Genomic DNA, 18,600 nt, shown 5'->3' with positions numbered 1-18,600 from the left:
CCACACGCCATGACCAGCGCGAAAATCTTGATCGTCGAGGATGACCGCATCGTTGCACGCGATATCGCGCAACAGATGACCCGCGCGGGCTATGTCGTGATCGGCAGCGCGGGTAGCGGCGAAGAAGCGCTCGCGCTGGTCGACACGCTGCCCGCAGACAGCAAGCCGGATCTGGTGCTGATGGACGTGCGGCTCGAAGGCGAACTGGACGGCATCGACACCGCGCGGCGTATCCGCGAAGCGCGCGACATTCCCGTCGTGTTTCTCACCGCCTATGCGGACGAAGAGACGATCCGCCGCGCGACGGCAGCGGAACCGTACGGCTACGTGCTCAAGCCCTTCGACGACACGCAGTTGCGTACCGTCGTCGAAATGGCGCTTTACAAGCACAGCGCCGAGCAGCGTTTGCGCGAGAGCGAGCAGCGCTATGCGATCACGCTGTCGAGTATCGGCGACGGCGTGCTGTCGACCGATGTGGATGGCTTCGTCACCTTCGTCAATCTCGCCGGCGAAGCGCTGACGGGCTGGTCGCGCAGCGAAGCGACGGGACGGCGGCTATGCGAGGTTTTCCGTCTGCACGATGAGAACACGTGCGCGCTGATCGACGATCCGATGGCCGCCGTGCTGCAAACCGGGAGCGACGGCGGGCTGCCCGCGCGCGCCATTCTGCGCGCGCGCGGCGGCAGCGACCTGCCGGTCGAATGCACGGGCACGCCGATGACGGACGAACGCGGCGTGCGGCAGGGCATCGTGATTGTGTTTCGCGACGTGACGCAAAAGCGCCGCGCGCAGGAAGCGGAAATTCTTCGTGAGACCAATGCGCGACTCGAAATGGCGATGTACGGCTCGAATGTCGGCGTGTGGGAAATCGACATGCCCGAAGGCGATCACAAGCGCGGCTTCGCTCGCTATTCGAACATCTACGAGTGGCTCGGCTTCGACACGCCGCAAGCGCGCCTCGATTACGAAGCGTATATGAGCGTGCTGCATCCCGATCATCGCGACAGTACGGATTGCGCGGTCGCGTCGTTCCTCGAAAGCGGCGCAGGCTTGTTCGAACTGGAGAACCGGCTGCGGCATCGCGACGGCAGCGACCGCTGGGTGCTGGTGCGCGGCACCGCGCGCCGCGACGCGACGGGCAAGCCGGTGCGCTTCGTCGGCAGTCTGGTCGACATCACGCAACTGAAAATGACCGAGCAGGCGCTGCGCGCGAGCGAAGAGCGCTTTCGCGGCACCTTCGAAAACGCCGCGGTCGGCGTCGCGCATTGCGATCTTGATGGGCGCTTTCTGCGTGTGAATCATCGGTCGGGCGAGATCGTCGGCTGGCCGCGTGACGCGTTGCAACAGCGACGGCTGCACGAGCTAATTGATGATGATTTCAGCGTGGCGAGCATTGACCGGTTCCGCCTGCTGACGGAAGGCAAGCTCAAACATTATTCGGAGGAAGTGCCGCTTGTCAGGTTCGACGGGGAACGCGTGTGGGTAACGCTGTCGGTTGCGCTTCAGCACGACGCGTCAGGTCAGACGACCCACGTCATCGTGATCATTCAGGACATCTCCGCGCGCAAGGCGCTGGAAGACACGGTGCGCGTCGCGAAGGACGCGGCGGAAGCGGCCAGCCGCGCGAAGGACCAGTTCCTCGCCAACATCAGCCATGAACTGCGCACGCCGCTCAACGGCATTCTCGGCTATGCGCAGATACTGCAGCGTGACGCGCGGCTCGACACGCGCCAGCTGGCGAGCGTCGGTGTGATTGAGCAGAGCGGGCAGCATCTGCTGACGCTGATCAACGATATTCTCGACTTCGCGCGTCTGGGCGCCGGCAAGCTGGAACTGCAGGTCGGCGAAGTGTCGCTGCGCGGGTTTCTCGAGACGATCGCGGAAATCGTCGCGGTGCGCGCGCAGCAAAAGCGCCTCGTGCTGAACTATGTGGCCGCGCCGGATCTGCCTGCCGTGGTCCGTGTCGATGAGCGCCGGCTACGCCAGGTGCTGCTCAATCTGCTGGCGAATGCCGTCAAGTTCACCGACCACGGCGGGGTCACGCTGTCGGTCAGCCGAGGCACGGAGGGGCGCCTGCGCTTCGAGGTGCGCGATACCGGTATCGGCGTGAGCGCCGACCGGCTGGAAGCGATCTTTCAACCGTTCGAACAGGCGGGCGATCACACGCGGCGCAGCGGCGGCGCCGGGCTGGGTCTCGCGATCAGCCGGCAACTCGTCCGCATGATGGGCGGCGAGATCGAAGTCACAAGTTCGGCCGGCGAGGGCAGCGTGTTTGGTTTTGAACTGGATGCGCCCGCGTCGGCGGCGGGGCTGGGCGAATGCGTACCGCGTCTTCAGGCGGGCAGCCTTGATGGCGCGCGCCGGGTCATTCTGGTGGTCGACGATGTCCCCGCGAACCGCACGCTTCTGGCGGAAGTGCTGGGACAGGCGGGCTTTCGGGTGATCGAAAGCAGCGATGGGCGCGATGCGCTCGATAAGGCTGCAGCGTGCGCGCCCGACCTGATCGTTCTCGACACGGTGATGCCCGTGATGGGCGGCATAGAGACGCTGGGCCATCTGCGCCGTTCGCCAGCACTGGCAGCGACGCCCGTGATCGTCGTATCCGCCGACGCTTCCGAACAGAACGCACGCGCGAACATCGACGCGGGCGCAAACGTATTTCTCCAAAAGCCGCTCAATCTCGACCGCCTATTAGGCGCGATCGCAATGTTGCTCGGCCTGGTTACACAGCAGGGAGCCGACCCATCCTGCGAAGCTAACCGGCCGATGATCATCCCGCCGCGCGAGGACATGGCAGCGCTGCACCGCTATGCACTGCTCGGCTCGATGCGCGACATCAGCCGGCACGCCGATCGTCTTGCGAGTTCGCATGAAAAGTATGAACCGTTCGCCGCGCGTTTGCGGCACCTTGCCATGACCTACGAATCGCAGGCCCTGCTTTCGTTGATCGAACATCATCTGAACAACGAAGGGAGTTGACGATGCGAGAGCACAACAAAGACGCGCCCGTCGTGCTCGTGGTCGACGACACGGCGGCGAATCTGGCGCTCGTCGTCGATACGCTGGAAGCCGAAGGGCTGAGCGTGGCCGTCGCGCGCGACGGCCACGAAGCGCTGCGCCGCGCCGAACTGGTCAAGCCCGACCTGATCCTGCTCGACGTGATGATGCCCGGTCTCGACGGTTTCCAGACCTGCCGCGCGCTCAAGGACAATCCCGTCACGCGGGATATCCCCGTGATTTTCATGACCTCGCTGACGCAGATCGAGGACAAGATCACGGGTTTCCGCGTCGGCGCGATGGACTTCGTGACCAAGCCGCTGCAAATGGAAGAAGTGGCCGTGCGCGTGCAGATGCATCTGAAGCTGCATGCATTGCAACGCTTGCAGCAGGAACAGAACGCGAGGCTCGAAGAAGAGATCAAGACGCGCGTCCAGGCGCAGGACGCGTTGATCGAAGTGCTGGACGGCGTTCGCAATGTGTCGAACGCGATTGCGCACGATCTGCGCACGCCGCTCACCGAACTGCGTTCGAGACTCGAGGTGCTGCTGCTCGGGCTGCGCAAGAAGGGCGACGAAGACACGCTGGGCCAGCTCGAAGTGGCGATGGCCGACGTGGACCGCGTGATCGGTATTTTCAATGCGCTGCTTCGTCTCGCCGAGATCGATGCGGGCGTGCGGCGCTCGGGTTTTGTCAAAAGCGACGTCGTGACTATCCTGTCGGATGCCGTCGAGTTCTATCAGCCCGTCGCGGAGTTGCGCGGCATTTCGCTGACGCTGTTGCTATGTTCGGAAAGGGAGGTGCTGGCCGACGTCGACCCGTTGCTGCTTGCGCAAGCGATTGGTAACCTGATCGACAACGCGCTGAAGTACGCGCAGGACAACGGCGAGGTCGAGGTGTCGCTGTGTGAGCGTGACGACCGTATCGACGTCACGGTGTCGGATGACGGACCCGGTATCCCGCTCGCCGAACGGTCCAAGGTGACAGAGCGGTTCTATCGCGGCGACCGAAGCCGGGGAACCCCTGGCGTCGGACTCGGGCTCGCGCTCGTCAAAGCGGTGGCGACGCTGCACCATGGTTTTTTGGAGTTCGCTGACAACGAGCCAGGCCTTGCTGCCACCATGACGATCCTCCGGTTCAGCTAGTTGGGAGCCACGGGGTTCAAGAGGGCCATTTCAGAAAATGCGTACCCCGCTGCGGTACAAGTGCCACCGGCAGGCTGCAACGTCGATCAGTTCAGTCGCTCCCGCGGACGTCTGCAAACCGACACATTGCTGACGTAGAAGCGAGCCTCGTCGAACGGCGGCGATGGGTCGGAAACCGACATCCGCGAAAATCTACAGCGCGTCTTTTTCGTTATGGCTCAGACGCAGCAGCTGCTTTTGACCCGCACGCACCTCACGCCAGCAAGCACGCGATCAGATCATGCGTCGTGCGCACCTCGTACTTCCGCAGCAAGCTCGCGCGATGGATGTCGACCGTGCGCGGGCTGATGTTTAGTTCCTTGCCGATCTCCTTGCTCGTCAGGCCGTGAACCAGGAATGCCGCGACGTCGCGCTCGCGATCGGTCAGCGTGCTCGTGACGTCGGGATGCTTTGCGCTCTCCGACAGGTCCGTGAAGGTCCAGACGGCCAGCTCGAAGGGCCGCTTCGAGTTGTATCCGAAGCCGCACACGGTGACCCAGAAATGGCTGCCGTCGACACGGCGCATGATGCGATCGTCGCTGAACCCGGCATGTTTCGCGAGCAGCGGCGCGAGGCGCCGGCCGGTCGTCGCGAAGTCCTTCTGCTGCGGATACAGCTTCGCGAACGACTGGTCGACGATGTCGTCACGGGTCGCCCGGAACAGCTGCAACGCCTTCTCGTTGCACTCGACCATGATGCGCTCCCTGGCCACGATCGCCGCGACGGGCAGATGTCGGAAGAGATCTTCGTAATCGAGACGGGGCGTCGTGTCGGTCATGTTCGGCAGCTTGTCGACGGGCCCGAACCGCGTTCGGGCCAAGGCTATCGGGCAGGTTCGCTCCTGCCGGATTGTAGCGCTTGCCGAACACTCACCCGACTTGAAAGACGCAGCAATCGTGTCCTTCGCCCGCGCACTGGACTTCGGCCGAGTGCGCGCGCGGGCCCTTGCCCGCCGGGTCGGCCGCGGTGTCGTTGACCCAGTCCATCGCGCCGGCGAACCAGCCCGCGAACATGTAGCACAGCTTGCCGTGTTGGTCGGGCTGGGCCAGCACGAACGACGAATGGTGCAGATGGATGCGCGCATGCGACGTCGCCGGATCGGCTTCGGCGAGCGTGAACAAGCCCCAGCCGCGCTGCGACAGTCGCTTCAGATAATGCTCGAACACGGCCATGCCGCCGATGCCGTGCTGCTTCGCTTCCTTGTCGCACCAGTGATAGGCCGACTTGTAGCCGGCCGTGTAGAGAATCGACGCATAGGCTTCGCGGCCGAGCGCCCCTTCGACAGCGACATGATTGTTCGTGAAGAAATGGCGCGGCACGTACAGCATCGGCAGCGCGTCGGTCGTCCAGACACCGGTATCCGGATCGACGTCGATGGGCAATTGCGGGTGCATGGCGGGTTCGTTGGTATTGGGCGATTCAACCGTTCCAGACTTCGCCGAATACCCGCAGCCAGTTTTCGCCCATCACCTTCTTGATGCGCGATTCGCTCCAGCCGGCGCGCTGCATCGCGGCCGTGAGGTTCGGGAATTCGCCGATCGTTCGGATACCTTGCGGATTGACGACCTTGCCGAAGTCCGTCAGACGACGATAACGGCCCTTGTCGTGCGTGATCCAGTCGAAGAACTCGGTGCTGTAGCCCTGCGTGAAGTCCGTGCCGATACCGACCTTGTCCTCGCCGATCACGTCGATCACGTATTCGATCGCTTCGAGATAATCGTCGATGGTCGCGTCGGCGCCGCGCCGCAGGAACGGCATGAACATCGTGACGCCCGCGAAGCCGTTGGCCTCCGCGATCTCGCGCAGTTGATCGTCCGTCTTGTTGCGCGGATGCTCTTTCAGGCCGGACGGACAGCAGTGAGAGTAGGTGACCGGCTTCGTCGAACAGGCGATCGCGTCGGACGACGTCTTCGCGCCGACGTGCGAGAGATCCACCATGATGCCGACCCGGTTCATCTCCTGAATCACTTCGCGGCCATAGCCGGACAATCCGCCGTCCGGCTCGTAGGAGCCCGTGCCGACGAGGTTCTGCGTGTTGTAGCAGAGCTGCACCACGTTCACGCCGAGTTCCTTGAACACTTCGATGTAGCCGAGATTGTCCTCGAACGCATACGAGTTCTGGAAACCGAAGATGATGCCCGTCTTGTTCTCTTTCTTCGCGCGCAGGATGTCGTCCGTCGTGCGCACCAGCGTGAGGATTTCACTGTATTCGCGGATGTGCTGCTTCATTTCCGCGATGTTGTCGATCGTCTTCTGGAAGTCGTCCCACACGGAGACCGTGCAGTTGACGGCCGTGACGCCGCCCTTGCGCATGTCCTCGAACACGGAGCGCTCGAATTTCGAAATGTTCAGGCCGTCGATGATGATGCTGGCGTCATGAAGGCTGGTCATCGTGTCGCTCCGTGCGTTGATGTTGTGCGGGACGGTCGCTCAAACGGCGCGTTCGACGCCGCCCTTGGCGGACTGGGCGGCTCTGCCGGTTGCCGGACCGGCTTCCTCGAGTGCCGTCTTCGACGTTTCCGGCAGTGACAGACCGCCGATCATCGCGAAGATCGACACGGCGATCAGGTAGTACGCAGGCGACAGGTTGGTTCCGGTCGCGGAGATCAGCCACGTGGCGACGAGCGGGGCGGTGCCGCCGAAGATCGTGTAGGCGAGGTTGTAGGTGATCGCGGACGCCGTATAGCGGGTTTTCGTCGCGAACACTTCCGACATCAGCGGCGCCGTCACCACGCCGGAGAACACCGCACCGATCGCGAGCAGCGCGACGCCGAGCAGCGAGTGCGACAACACGCCCGAGCCGCCCAGCGAGAAGGCCGGATACACCGACCCGATGATGAAGATGCCGGTCGTCGCGATCGTCGCGCGGCGACCGACGAGGTCGGAGAAGAGGCCGGCGACCGGGCACAGTGCCGCGGCGAACAGGAGGGCCAGCACCGTCACGAGGAGCGACGTGCCGCGCGACAGGTGCCCGGCCACTTGCAGGTAAGTCGCGAAATACGTCGTGAACGTGTAGAAGGACAGCGCCGTCACGGACACGAACGCACCGAGCTTCAGGATATTCCTCGACTGCGAATGCAGCGTTTCCATCAGCGGGGCATGCGCAATGTCGTGCTTGCCTTCGAGCGCCTGGAACGCGGGCGTTTCATTCAGGTTGACACGCAGGTAGACGCCGATGAGGCCGACCGGTGCCGCGATCAGGAACGGCACGCGCCAGCCCCACTCGATCATCGCCTGCGACGACAGCGACGACTCGAGCAGATAGGCGACCACCGCCGCGCAAGCGAACGACGAGAAGGTCGATACCGGCACGAAGCTGCCGAAGAACGCGCGGCGGCGGCGCGGCGCATGTTCCATCACATAGGCGCATGCGCCGGCGTATTCGCCGCCGGCGGAAAAGCCCTGCACGCAGCGGATGATCGTGAGCAGCAACGGCGCCCAGTAACCGATGCTCGCGTAGGTCGGCAGCAGGCCGATCAACGTCGTCGAGCCGGCCATCAGCAGGATCGTCAGCGCGAGCGTGCGCTTGCGGCCGATCCGGTCGCCGATGACGCCGAAGACGAGGCCGCCGAGCGGGCGGAATGCGAAGGCCACCGCGAAGACGGCGAACGTCTTCAGGAGTCCGATCGTCGGGTCGCCGCTCGGAAAGAATTCGCGTGTCAGGATGGTGGCGAGAAAGCCGTATGCGGCGAAATCGAACCATTCGACGAAATTGCCGATCGACGCTGCAGCGATCACGCGTCGTAACGTTCTGGTGTCGACGTCCTGGGTGGTCATGGTCGTGTCCTCTTCGTGTGTGGCGCTTTGGGTCGCGTCGAAACCCATGGTAGGGAGGACAATTACCTAGGTCTATACGTGTCAATTACCTAGGTAATCGGGGGCGGGGCGGGGCTGACGGGCGATCGGCCCGACTGTCGGATGGGCGTCTGGAATCGTGCAAAAAGCCGCGCGCGCGTTCGGGCACCAGGCAAAAAGCCGCGCCCGCAGCGTGGCGAAAGACAAGCGCGAGCCGGCTGCGGGTTCAGGTAGGGGCGGGTGGCAGGGCGGGTGGCAGGCTTGGCAAACGCCAAGCCTGAATCGTCAGAGGAATGACGCCGGCCATTGCGTCATCGCAGCGAGGCGAACGGTCGCCTGGCCGCACGGCGCGAGTATGGGGCTGACGCCATGTGCCGGTGCGCCTCTGGGGGCGACGAGCGAACCTAGGAACGGCGGAAAGGTTCGTACAGGGTCGATGAAGAGAACATCGTCAGAATAAAAGTCCCAGCATCGCCGCCTTGACCGCGGCTTCGGTCTTGTTGGTCGCGTTCAACTTGCGCATTGCATTGACGAGGTGAAATTTGACGGTGCGGTCGTCGACATGCATGATTTTGCCGATCTCGGCATAGGTTTTCCCCGCGGCAGACCATCGCAGCGTCTCGCGCTCGCGAGCAGTCAACTCGACGGCATATTCGGGCACGAACCGCGCGAGCAGATGCATGCTCATCGCATAGTTGGCCATGTTTGCGAGCCATGACATCTGGTAGCCCTTTTCCGCGAGCTCGCGCTCGTCGATCGGCTCGCCCGATCGCACCATGGTCACGAGTCCGATCGCCCCGGTGCGGCTGATGGACGGCATGCACCAGCCGTGGCGCAAGCCATGATGTTCCGCTTCGTCCCAGAACTCGACGCTCTGTGTCTGGCTATCGGCGCGCCAGATCAACGGGCTCATCTGACTGAGCCCATGCCGAACCGTCGGGTCGACGGCAAAATAGTTCTGGCTCACATAGCGGTCGACCCACGTCTGCGGATAGTTGGACTGCAGCATGAACTGCGGCTTGCTGACCGGCAGCGGAACGCGCAGACCGAACGAACAGTACTCGAATCCAAGTGCTCGCACGTCAGCCGTGAACTCCCGAAACACCTCGGTCTCGGATTTTGCCGTAGCGTATCCATTCAGATACTTCTCTCTCCAGGCATGCATATCATTCCCTTGCGGTCAATCTTGCCCACGAAGGCGGGCTATATCGTGTGGTTGGTGCGTTGACCGGTTTTTTCAACAAATTATTCAAGAGGGAGGCTCATTGTTTCAAGTATCGAGTGGCAAGCATGGTGTTGTGCACGAATTTTCTGCGTGATGGCGGATTCAGAGAGGATCCGCGCTCGATATTGATTGCTCCAGTTATGGGGTTTGCATGTGGGCATGGCGACTTGTACATCCTGATAATGCGGTGGCATTGTTGGGATGATCTGTAATAATCGTAAATAATATGCACACGATCGCGCCGGCTATCACGAATCACAACGCGGGCGCGCTACAAGCGTTGCAATGGCCTTCGCCTAGCCGATAGCCGCGAATCTTGCCAAACTATGCGGCAGCGATTTTAACAGGTGCCACGTCGAGAGAACGGACATGCCAGAAAAACTGAACGATGGATACGTACGATTGACCTTGCCGGCGTTTTACGCGCTGCGCTTCCGCCAGCATATGTGTCAGCAAGCCCCGAACGTGTTGCATGACTTGTGGGGCGAGGGCATTAGCGCCGTCAATGCCGGCTACTACGAACTGATCTGCACCGAAACGCGACCGACCGCGAGCGTCGGCTGCGTATGGCATGTGGCGGTGGGCCAGTCCGACGTGAGGGTCGGGAAGGACGACGTCAGCAGCAACGTGATGCTCCTCAACATGAACGGTGACGATTATGGAGCGCGATACAGCCAGGAATTGATCCAGAGCTGGCTGTGCTCGGGCGTCCGTCAGCGCGAACTTGAATCGGCCATCTTCGCAGGTCACTGATTTTGTTTTCAATGCATAGGGTTATCTTGCATGAAACCCTATGCTTCGCGGCACCATTTATGCCGCTCCGCCCCCGATTTCCGTCGATCCTCGTGATCCGTGTGGCAATGGTGCGATGACAGCCACGGTCATCCATGCCGTGACGCGGCCCTCCGATAATCAAGTGCGCTCCGGCCGGTTTTTCCGACCAGCTCGCGTAGTGCTCGCCCGTTGAATTCCACCCCCGTTTGCACGGCGTAATGTCCCACCGCATTCGCCGCGAAGAATCTCGCCCGAACGCCCGACCCTGCCCATTCGGGCAGCTTTTTTGACTTGGCAATTTCGGGTCCAATTCGCGCTAACAATTCTGAGATAAGAGAGAGAGGGCATTTACGATGCTGACTTTATTGTCGGGAAGAAGCGCTGATTTGAGTCGCGAGACGATGAATCGACTTGCGGAGTTTCGGCATAAGGTCTTCATACAGGAACTCGGTTGGTCATTACCCACCGGCGACGGCATCGAATTTGACGACTTCGATCACGCGGACACCCTCTATGTGGTCGCTTGCGACCGCAACGGCGAAATCGTCGGATGCGGTCGGCTGCTGCCGACCGATGAGCCTTATCTGCTCGGTGAGGTGTTTCCGGATTTGATGGGCGGCGCGTCCCTTCCCTGTGCGCGCAATGTGTGGGAACTGTCCCGCTTCGCGATGAGCATGCCGCGCGGCGAGTCGTTGAGCGCGGAAGAGTCGTGGCGAAACACGCGCGCCCTGATGTCCGAAATCGTCCGTGTCGCGCATGCACATGGCGCCGACCGTCTCATTGCCTTCTCCGTGCTCGGCAACGAACGGCTGCTGAAGCGAATGGGCGTCAACGTGCATCGCGCTGCTCCGCCGCAAATGATCGACGGCAAGCCGACCTTGCCGTTCTGGATCGAGATCGATGAGCAAACGCGCGCGGCGCTGAACCTCGACGCGCTGGAGCACAGCGTGCCGTTCAACCTGTCGCGCGCCCTGCCTATGTCGCACGCGTTCGGGCAAGCGGTGTGAACGCTCGATGCGCACGCACCGGGAAGCACGACGGTCCGCCGCAGCCGTGCCCCGGTGCAATGAATTATCTGAAAGGGTGTGCTTGAAGATGAACAGTTTTAACGACGTGGCTCGGCTGATCCCGGCCCGAAGGGGGAAGGTGAAATGACGCTTCGAGTGGTAGTAACCGGTATTGGCATCGTGTCCCCATTGGGTTGCGGTAAGGAGTTGGTGTGGCAGCGCTTGATCGGAGGCGGCTCCGGGCTGCGCCGGCTCGGCGACGACATCGTCGGTGAACTGCCCGCCAAGGTCGGCGGGACCGTACAGGGCAAGACCGACGATCCCGACGGCGGGTTCGATCCGGAGCTTTCGGTGCCGAACAAGGAACTGAGGAAGATGGATCGCTTCATCCAGATGGCGATGGTCGCCGCGGACGAGGCGCTCGCTGAAGCCGGATGGGCGCCGCAAAGCGAGCATCAGCGCGAGCGCACGGCTACGGTCGTGGCATCGGGCATCGGTGGATTTCCCGGTCTGGCGGAGGCGGTGAGAGTTGGCGAGACGCGTGGCGTGCGGCGGTTGTCGCCGTTCACCATTCCGTTCTTTCTGTCGAATCTGGCCGCTGGCCAGATTTCGATCAAGCACCAGTTTCGCGGGCCTCTCGGCTGTCCCGTGACTGCCTGTGCGGCGAGTGTGCAGGCAATCGGCGATGCGATGCGCCTGATCCGGACCGGCGAGGCCGATGTCGTGCTGGCCGGCGGCGCCGAAGCGGCCTTCGACAAGGTCAGCCTGGGCGGATTCGCGGCGGCGCGCGCGCTGTCGACCGGTTTCGGCGATCAGCCGACCCGGGCCTCGCGTCCGTTCGACCGCGCCCGTGACGGCTTCGTCATGGGCGAAGGGGCCGCGATGCTGGTGGTCGAGTCGCTGGACCATGCCATCGCACGCGGCGCCAGCCCGATCGCGGAAATCATCGGGTACGGAACCACGGCGGACGCCTATCACATGACCGCCGGACCCGACGACGGATCCGGCGCCATGCGGGCGATGAAGCTGGCGCTGGCCATGGGCGACGTCGCCCCGGAACAGGTGGGCTACGTCAACGCGCATGCGACTTCGACGCCAGTCGGCGACTCCGGAGAAATCGAGGCGCTGAAAACCGTCTTCGGCGTGGGCGCCGGTCCGGCGATTTCCTCGACCAAGTCGGCAACCGGGCATTTGCTTGGGGCGGCGGGCGCCATCGAAGCGGCGTTTTCCATTCTCGCGCTGCGCGATGGCGTGATGCCCGGCACGCTGAATCTCGAGCACCCCGACGAAGCTGCCGCCGGCCTGGATCTGATCGGGCCTTCCGCACGGCACGTTCCCATCGAGATCGCACTGTCGAACGGGTTCGGGTTTGGCGGCGTCAATGCATCGGTGCTGTTCAAACGGTATCCGCCGGATAGCTCAGCCTCGGCGCATTGAACGCAGACGCTCGCAGTCCGCGTGCCATTCGCCATTTAGAAAGGATTGCGAAGCGTCTGTAATCGGCGCTACGTCGCGGTCCGCGTACGCCCCCGCCATTCGATGGCGAGGGCGCGTCACGTGCAATCCGGGTTCCAGTCGTCATCCAAAGGGAAAACTTTCCGTGTTAGACACCCTCATCGTGGGCGCCCGCTGCGCGGGCGCCACACTTGCGATTCATCTGGCGCGCGCCGGCAAGCGCGTTCTGGCGATCGACGCGGGCAATCTCCCGAGCGACCAGCCATTGTCCACCCACTGGATTTCGCCGTACGGCATGGCGCTGCTGGACGAACTGTCTCTGGGTGACAAGGTGCGCAGCTTCGCGCCGCCGGTGCCCAGCATGATGTATGGCGTCGACGAGGTGACCGGCCGCATTGAGTATCCGGTCGGCGGCCGGTGCTCGTGCCCGCGACGCATGGATCTCGATGCGCTCCTGCTGGAGGAGGCGCGTACCTCGGGGGCCGAGGTCCGTACGCGGACCAAGCTGGTCGGCCTGCTGCGCGACGGCGGGCGGGTGACGGGCGCCGTGGTCGAACAGGGCGGAACCCGTGAAGAAATCCGGGCGCGGGTCGTGGTGGGCGCGGACGGTCCGCACTCGACCACGGCGGAACTCGTGGATGCCGACGAGTATCACGACTACGACTGCCCCCGTGCGATTTACTGGGCCTACTGGCCGCGGCCGGACTGGTTCGACGACGATCCACGCTATCAGGGTGGCGCGATGAACTGCCTCTTCGGCGACGATATCGTCTTCGTCTTTCCGACCAACCGCGATCTGTTGCTGATCGGGGTGGCTTTTTCGAAAACGCAGTTGCCGGAGTGGAAAGGGCGCGTGCTCGAAAAGCTCACGGAGACGCTAAGCGCCAACCGTCACACGGCTCCGCTGATCACCGGGGCGCCTGCGAGCAAGGTGCTCGGTGCGTTGAAGCTGCGCTTTTTCTTCCGTCAGGCGGCCGGGCCGGGCTGGGCCCTGGTCGGCGACGCGGGCCTGTTCATGGATCCGTCCCCCGGGTTCGGGATTACCGATGCGCTGCGCGATGCACGCGCGCTCGGCCGGGCGATTGTCGAGGGCGGTGATGATGCGCTGGTGCGCTACTGGCGTCAGCGCGACGCGACCTCGATCGACCTGTTCGAATACTCGCGTAGTCGCGGCGCCCTCGACCACAACAACCCGCTCAGCCGGATCCTGTACGGCAAGCTGGCGGCCGATCCGGTGCTGCAGGCACGCTTGCTCGCTTCGCAGAATCGCGAGTGCTCGCCGTTTGCGGTATTCGATCGGAGCGATATCAAGCAATGGGCAGACGAGGCCGTTGCGCGCGGCGAGATGGGCGTGATCCAGCCTTTGATCGACATGTCCCGGCGAGGCGAGGCGATCCGCGCCGAGATGGCGTTGCGCCAGCGTCTGGCCGAGGAAGCCCGTTCCAGCCGGCCGCAAGCGTCCGAGCCTGACGAGATCGAATCGTTCGCCGTCGGCAGCGATCACGACGTTCGCGTAAAGGAGTCCATATGAGCGCGGAATACCGGTGCGTGGTCGTTGCGGCCACGCGATTTCAAGCCACGGCGGGGCACGTTCGCCACTCGCCGGCCCTGCGTCGCGTAACTCGAGGAGAGACGCTTTGACCATCGAAGCCACGCTGGACAGTGAGCTCGCACTCTCGCGGCTCAAGCTGCCACGACACTTCCACCGAATCAGTTCCGTCGCCACGATCCTCTATCTGGCGCACGCGCTCGCATTCTTCCTGATTCCGGCCGCCGTGGCGTTCGCCATCGTCGATATCCCGGCGTCGACGCCCACACGCATTGCCATGGCGATCGTCCTGGGCGTGATCGGCGGGCATGGCATGCACCTGCTGACCTTCGTCGGGCACGAGGGGATGCATACGAACCTGCATCGCAACAAGTACGTGAGCGCCGCGCTCGCGCTCATCTGCTCGTCGCTGGTGCCCGGCTTCCTGATCGTCGGCTTCAGCATGACGCACTGGAAGCACCATCGCTTCACCGGTCAGGACATCGACCCGGATGTCCAGATCTATTCGCAGTACCGCACGTTCTGGTCGCGCTTCTTTCTCGCGCGCTCAACGGGCGTGCGGATCTACCTGAAGAACGCCATGCGCATGGCGGCGGGGCTGCCCTGGCCGGAGAACACCCGGTTGCCGTTCAGCCAGCGCGAAATGCGCTGGATCTCGCGGATCAATGTTGCGTTGAACCTGTCTGCGGTGACGGCCTACGGGTTCATCTGGCATCGCTCGTTGTGGCTGGGTTTCACGGTCATGCTGATTCCGTATATCGGGGTGTACGTGTTCAGCACGATCCGCGCCTACATCGAGCATACGGATACCGTGCCGGGGCGATATCGCGACAGCCGCAGCTACACGTCGCCGATCTATACCGCGCTGTTCTTCGGCAGCAATTACCACCTCGAACACCACCAGTATCCGGCCGTCCCGTGTTATCGGCTGCCCGCGCTCCACACGTACCTGGCGTCGCACGGGCTGTTCGAGGGGACCGGCGCGCAGGTCGAGCCGTCCTTCCTTGGGGCGTTGCGTTATACGACGGGTCGCTTCCAGTACCCCTGCGTCAACCTGCAGTCCGCGACAGACGAATTCCTCGAGCGGATGGCAGACGGTCGTCTCGATCGCGAAGCGGCCACCGCCGACGCTCGGGACGGCGACGCGCTGGCCGCCGTCGCGCGCAAGTAGAAACGATCCGGTAGGCACATGCCAGCCTGAACTCGGGTCCGGTGTGCCACAACGCCACCCCTGTAGCAAAGAGAGGAATCATGTTTATCCAGAATGCGTGGTACGCAGCAGCACTTTCCGACGAAGTTCAGCGGGAGCCTTTTGCACGGACGATCCTGAATCAGAAGATCGTCATGTACCGTACGTTGGCGAACCAGGTCGTCGCTCTCGAGGACCGATGCCCGCACCGACAGGTTCCGTTGTCCCGCGGGCGGGTTGTCGGTGACGATCTCCAGTGCTGGTACCACGGGCTCCGGTACGACTGCTCCGGCGCGTGCGTCAGTATTCCGAGCCAGACCACGATCCCGAAGGGCGCGCGCGCGCGGGCATTCCCCGCCGTCGAGAAATACGGCTTCATCTGGGTGTGGACCGGCGAGCCGGACCAGGCCGACGAAGCGACGATCCCGAACCATTGGGTCTGTTCGGCGCCCGAGCTCGCCGGAAAGATGAGCTATTGCACCATCGCGTGCAGCTACTTGTTCGGCATCGACAACATCCTCGACATCTCGCACGCCGCGTTCGTGCATGCGAAGACGCTGGGTTCGCTCGACATCGTCGAGACGCCGCCCGAAATCGTGATCAACGACGATGAAGTCCGCGTGCGCCGGTACCTGCGCCGCGAGAAGACGCCGCCGCTCTATACCCATATCCTGAAGCTCGACTACATCGACCGCTTCCAGGAGGTCGTGTACTGGCCCATCGGCAACACGCGGGTCGAAACGCGGGCGCACGCCTGCGACGATGCCAGCGGCCAGGTCTACCACGTCTACACCACGACGATCTTCACGCCCGCCACGGACACCACGACGCATGTCTTCGTGGGCATGCACCGCGATTTCGACATCGACAACGAACGGTTTACCGAGTTCACCGCGAAGGAAGTGTTCGCCACCGTCATGGAGGACAAGGACGTCGCGGAGAGCCTGCAGGCGAACTGGAGCCCCACGGCGCCGATGATCGACATCCAGCTCGATCGACCGGCGTTTGCCGCGCGGCGGATATTGGAGCGAATGGGCGCGAATGCGTCGATTCGAGCAGCCGTATGACGCACGCAGCGGAAGTATCGACGATCACCGGGAAGGAAACGACGATGAATCACCAAGGACGAGCCGGTCTCTATGTCGGCGAGTTGCTGCGCGAGCTCGACACGTCGGCGCAGGACGAGGTCAGTTTGCGGCATCCGATGACGTTCGGAGAAATCGTCGGTCGCGACCAGGTCGAGCGCCTCGCGGCTGCCGCCGACGGCATCTTCTCCGAGGTCGAGCCGACACACGCGTGGAGCGGCGCCGATATCGGCGGGCGCGAATGGCACGGCCGCTTCCAGGACCGTCAGATTCGCGGCGTGACGGTGGCGCGCCGGTTCGGCACGCGCATCCAGGTCGACATCTTCCTCGGCTCGTTTCCCGCGCCGGTGCGCCGGGCGCTGTATGACGCGAGCCGGGAGCTCGTCGACGCCAACGTGTGGACGCTGCCGCCGGGGATCGATACCGCGTTACCGCCGGTACCCGACGATGAAGTGCTGGACGCCAAGTTGCCGTTCGGCATCACCGACGAGATGTTTCTGACCAGTCCGGTGGCGTGCAAGCCGATTCGCGGCAGCGCCGATGTCGAACGCGTTTGCGGCCACTCGATCGCGGTCTACGGCGGGCGGGCGAGCGGCCCGCGTCTGTCGGCTGGCGCGACGACGCTGAGCCTCTGGACAGGGGAGGTCGGCGGGCTGCCGCTGGAAGTGGCGAACGTCATTCACTGGGAAGATGCCCAGAACGTAAAGGGCATGGCAATGGCGATGCGCCCGTGGCCGGTCGTGGCGCTGTTTCAAGCGCGGATGCGGGCGCGCACGCTGTCGTTTCTCGACGCGTCGTATTTCGAATCCGAATCGGGCGACGGCGTGCCGCCGCTTCAGCCGCGCGAGGTATAAGGATATGAACGGACCCAGCGTGCTCACTCCGCAGGCGCAGTCGAACGCCGTTTCGCCGTGGCCGGTTTTCTGGATCGCCAGTGTGGCGGTGTTCCTCGTTTCGATCGACGTCACCGTGCTCTACGCGGCCTTTCCCGCGTTGCGATTGGCGTTTCCCGATGCGCACCCGACCGGCCTGTCGTGGGTGCTGAACGCGTACACGCTGGTGTTCGCCGCGTTGCTCGTGCCGGCCGGCCGCCTCGCCGACCTGCGCGGGCGCAAGCGCACATTCCTGCTTGGTCTGGCGATGTTCCTGGCGGGATCCTTCGGCTGTGGCATCGCCACGCGTGTCGAGATGCTCTGGGCGATGCGCGCCGTGCAGGGAGCCGGCGCGGCGCTGTTGTTGCCTGCCTCGCTGTCGATCCTGCTGGCGGCGTTCCCCGTCAACAAACGGGCGATCGCCGTGAGCTTGTGGGGCGCGGTCAGCGGGGTGGCCGGTGCGTTGGGGCCGAGTCTCGGCTCGTTCCTGGTCGATCGCTTCGGCTGGCCGTCAGCCTTCTTTCTCAACCTGCCGCTCGGGGCAATCGCGCTATGGCGCGGGTGGCGCATTCTCGACGAGTCGCGTGATCCCGAGCGGGGCGCGCCGCTCGATCTCATTGGCGTCGTCTTGCTGATCCTCGGCGTTGGCGCGATTGCTTTCGGTTTGGTGCAGTCGGAGGCGGTCGGCTGGACTTCCCCCGAGGTGGCGCTGGCGATCGTCGGCGGGCTGGTCATGCTGGCCGCGTTCGTTGCATGGGCACGCACGGCACGCGCTCCGGCCATCGATCTCTCGCTGTTCCAGGATCGGACTTACTGCTACATCAATCTGGCTTCGCTGTGCTTCGCGATCGGCTTCGCCATGATGTTTTTCCAGACGTTCCTGTTTACCACCGGTGTCTGGTCGTATTCGCTGACGCGTGCGGGATTGGCCGGCAGCCCTGGGCCGCTGCTCGTCGTCCCCACGGCGATCGTGTGCGGACGGTTCGCGGCGCGCGCGGGGCACCGGCTTCTGCTGGTGACCGGGAGCCTGATCTCCACGGCGGCAAGCGTGTGGTTCGCGTTGGTGCCCGGCGTCACTCCCGACTATGTGCACGCGTGGCTGCCGGGGGCGCTGCTGACCGGACTCGGGGTGGGCATGGTCATGCCTGCGCTGTCGGCCGCCGCCGTCGCGCATCTGCCGCCGGCCCGCTTCGGCGTGGGCTCGGCCGTGAACCAGGCGATACGCCAGATGGGATCGGTGTTCGGCGTGGCGCTGACGGTCGCGATAACCGGCAACGCGATCGGGCACCTCGCTGAATTCCGCACCCTGTGTTACCTGCAGATCGCGCTCGGTCTGGCCACCGCGATCCTGTGCGCGCCGGTGGATACGCGACCGCGAGCGCTGGCACCCGCGACGGCGCATTGATGGCCGCGTGTCGGCCAGCGCCGGTTGGCGCATGAAGCTTTCACCAAAACAAAACAACACTAA

General features: G+C 63.7%; 15 protein-coding genes. 10 read left to right on the top strand and 5 right to left on the bottom strand.

Going from position 1 to position 18,600, the window contains the following annotated elements; all coding sequences use genetic code 11:
- Window positions 1–9 precede the first annotated feature (9 nt).
- Complete coding sequence (locus ACVK00_RS03710; RefSeq protein WP_456826941.1) at window positions 10–2,979, top strand: response regulator; 2,970 nt, start codon at window positions 10–12, stop codon at window positions 2,977–2,979.
- A 2-nt stretch (window positions 2,980–2,981) separates the two neighbouring features.
- Entirely contained in the window at window positions 2,982–4,142 is a 1,161-nt protein-coding gene (locus ACVK00_RS03705) for a hybrid sensor histidine kinase/response regulator (protein ID WP_228908930.1), read from the top strand.
- 253 nt (window positions 4,143–4,395) lie between these two features.
- On the opposite strand, the gene ACVK00_RS03700 is transcribed toward ACVK00_RS03705, so the two are convergent.
- The 5 genes from ACVK00_RS03700 to ACVK00_RS03680 form a co-directional block, all read right to left on the bottom strand.
- Window positions 4,396–4,968, bottom strand: a complete 573-nt coding sequence (locus ACVK00_RS03700; RefSeq protein WP_228910046.1) for a PAS and helix-turn-helix domain-containing protein — start codon at window positions 4,966–4,968, stop codon at window positions 4,396–4,398.
- Window positions 4,969–5,050: 82 nt separating this feature from the next.
- Window positions 5,051–5,575, bottom strand: a complete 525-nt coding sequence (locus ACVK00_RS03695) for a DUF5943 domain-containing protein (protein ID WP_284898255.1) — start codon at window positions 5,573–5,575, stop codon at window positions 5,051–5,053.
- Between the two features lie 25 nt (window positions 5,576–5,600).
- Window positions 5,601–6,572, bottom strand: coding sequence for a dipeptidase (locus ACVK00_RS03690; protein ID WP_354123194.1), 972 nt, complete (start codon window positions 6,570–6,572; stop codon window positions 5,601–5,603).
- A gap of 39 nt (window positions 6,573–6,611) precedes the next feature.
- Window positions 6,612–7,958: an MFS transporter gene (locus ACVK00_RS03685; protein WP_284898258.1), complete on the bottom strand. Its 1,347-nt coding sequence runs from the start codon at window positions 7,956–7,958 to the stop codon at window positions 6,612–6,614.
- 469 nt (window positions 7,959–8,427) lie between these two features.
- Window positions 8,428–9,141 carry a helix-turn-helix transcriptional regulator gene (locus tag ACVK00_RS03680; RefSeq protein WP_284898261.1) on the bottom strand — a complete coding sequence of 238 codons (714 nt, stop codon included), beginning with the start codon at window positions 9,139–9,141 and terminating at the stop codon, window positions 8,428–8,430.
- A gap of 429 nt (window positions 9,142–9,570) precedes the next feature.
- On the opposite strand from ACVK00_RS03680, the gene ACVK00_RS03675 reads away from it, so the two are divergent.
- From ACVK00_RS03675 to ACVK00_RS03640, 8 genes are all read left to right on the top strand, one after another.
- Entirely contained in the window at window positions 9,571–9,954 is a 384-nt protein-coding gene (locus ACVK00_RS03675; RefSeq protein WP_229050597.1) for a DUF4902 domain-containing protein, read from the top strand.
- A gap of 374 nt (window positions 9,955–10,328) precedes the next feature.
- A complete protein-coding gene (locus tag ACVK00_RS03670; RefSeq protein ID WP_284898264.1) occupies window positions 10,329–10,982 on the top strand; it encodes an acyl-homoserine-lactone synthase in 654 nt (217 codons plus the stop codon).
- A gap of 144 nt (window positions 10,983–11,126) precedes the next feature.
- Window positions 11,127–12,419 (top strand): beta-ketoacyl-ACP synthase II, encoded by a 1,293-nt coding sequence (gene fabF, locus ACVK00_RS03665; protein ID WP_284898266.1) that lies wholly within the window; start codon window positions 11,127–11,129, stop codon window positions 12,417–12,419.
- Window positions 12,420–12,582: 163 nt separating this feature from the next.
- Complete coding sequence (locus tag ACVK00_RS03660) at window positions 12,583–13,968, top strand: NAD(P)/FAD-dependent oxidoreductase (protein ID WP_284898268.1); 1,386 nt, start codon at window positions 12,583–12,585, stop codon at window positions 13,966–13,968.
- A gap of 106 nt (window positions 13,969–14,074) precedes the next feature.
- Complete coding sequence (locus ACVK00_RS03655; protein ID WP_284898271.1) at window positions 14,075–15,157, top strand: fatty acid desaturase family protein; 1,083 nt, start codon at window positions 14,075–14,077, stop codon at window positions 15,155–15,157.
- A 41-nt stretch (window positions 15,158–15,198) separates the two neighbouring features.
- Complete coding sequence (locus ACVK00_RS03650; protein WP_284898273.1) at window positions 15,199–16,242, top strand: aromatic ring-hydroxylating dioxygenase subunit alpha; 1,044 nt, start codon at window positions 15,199–15,201, stop codon at window positions 16,240–16,242.
- Between the two features lie 44 nt (window positions 16,243–16,286).
- Window positions 16,287–17,114: a hypothetical protein gene (locus tag ACVK00_RS03645; RefSeq protein ID WP_284898275.1), complete on the top strand. Its 828-nt coding sequence runs from the start codon at window positions 16,287–16,289 to the stop codon at window positions 17,112–17,114.
- Window positions 17,115–17,118: 4 nt separating this feature from the next.
- A complete protein-coding gene (locus ACVK00_RS03640) occupies window positions 17,119–18,537 on the top strand; it encodes an MFS transporter (RefSeq protein WP_284898277.1) in 1,419 nt (472 codons plus the stop codon).
- The last annotated feature ends 63 nt before the right edge of the window (window positions 18,538–18,600 follow it).

This window comes from Burkholderia sp. PvR073, assembly GCF_054055695.1.
Note: the sequence above shows the minus strand (reverse complement) of the source record. Positions and strands in the feature narration are given on the sequence as shown.

Excerpts from the sequence above, each read along its gene's own strand:
- ACVK00_RS03710 (WP_456826941.1), top strand. The coding sequence starts at position 10 with ATGACCAGCGCGAAAATCTTGATCGTCGAGGATGACCGCATCGTTGCA.
- ACVK00_RS03705 (WP_228908930.1), top strand. The coding sequence starts at position 2,982 with ATGCGAGAGCACAACAAAGACGCGCCCGTCGTGCTCGTGGTCGACGAC.
- ACVK00_RS03695 (WP_284898255.1), bottom strand. The coding sequence starts at position 5,575 with ATGCACCCGCAATTGCCCATCGACGTCGATCCGGATACCGGTGTCTGG.
- ACVK00_RS03690 (WP_354123194.1), bottom strand. The coding sequence starts at position 6,572 with ATGACCAGCCTTCATGACGCCAGCATCATCATCGACGGCCTGAACATT.
- ACVK00_RS03685 (WP_284898258.1), bottom strand. The coding sequence starts at position 7,958 with ATGACCACCCAGGACGTCGACACCAGAACGTTACGACGCGTGATCGCT.
- ACVK00_RS03680 (WP_284898261.1), bottom strand. The coding sequence starts at position 9,141 with ATGCATGCCTGGAGAGAGAAGTATCTGAATGGATACGCTACGGCAAAA.
- ACVK00_RS03675 (WP_229050597.1), top strand. The coding sequence starts at position 9,571 with ATGCCAGAAAAACTGAACGATGGATACGTACGATTGACCTTGCCGGCG.
- ACVK00_RS03670 (WP_284898264.1), top strand. The coding sequence starts at position 10,329 with ATGCTGACTTTATTGTCGGGAAGAAGCGCTGATTTGAGTCGCGAGACG.
- fabF (WP_284898266.1), top strand. The coding sequence starts at position 11,127 with ATGACGCTTCGAGTGGTAGTAACCGGTATTGGCATCGTGTCCCCATTG.
- ACVK00_RS03645 (WP_284898275.1), top strand. The coding sequence starts at position 16,287 with ATGAATCACCAAGGACGAGCCGGTCTCTATGTCGGCGAGTTGCTGCGC.
- ACVK00_RS03640 (WP_284898277.1), top strand. The coding sequence starts at position 17,119 with ATGAACGGACCCAGCGTGCTCACTCCGCAGGCGCAGTCGAACGCCGTT.